Consider the following 364-nt stretch of genomic DNA (forward strand, 5'->3'; position numbering starts at 1 on the left):
GCACCGCGAAATGTCCGACACCGCCGGCCGCACCGTTGATCAGCACGCGGCTCCCCGTGCCGATCTGGGCGGTCTCCACCAGCGCCTGCCAGGCGGTGAGTCCGGCCAGGGGAATGGCCGCAGCCTGCACATGGTCCAGACTGGCTGGCTTCGGAACGAGCACGCGTGTCGGAGCCACGACGTACTGGGCATAGGCGCCGTGGCCGTGGGGGAAGGGAAGCATCCCGAACACTTCGTCACCGGGCTGGTACAGGGTCACTCCCAGACCGACTGCCTCGATCGTGCCCGAAACGTCCCACCCGAGGATGAACGGCGGTTCGCCGGAGAATGTGCCGTGTTGGCGATTCATCGCATCGGCGGGGTT

The 364-nt window shown here is 67.3% G+C and carries 1 protein-coding gene; it reads right to left on the reverse strand.

From position 1 onward, the window contains the following. Positions 1-349: alcohol dehydrogenase catalytic domain-containing protein (locus tag AC5RVV_RS18250; RefSeq protein WP_494002746.1), on the reverse strand; the 349-nt coding region annotated here is incomplete at its 3' end. Positions 350-364: the final 15 nt, after the last annotated feature.

It is taken from the genome of Arthrobacter sp. MDT2-34-1 (assembly GCF_059091365.1).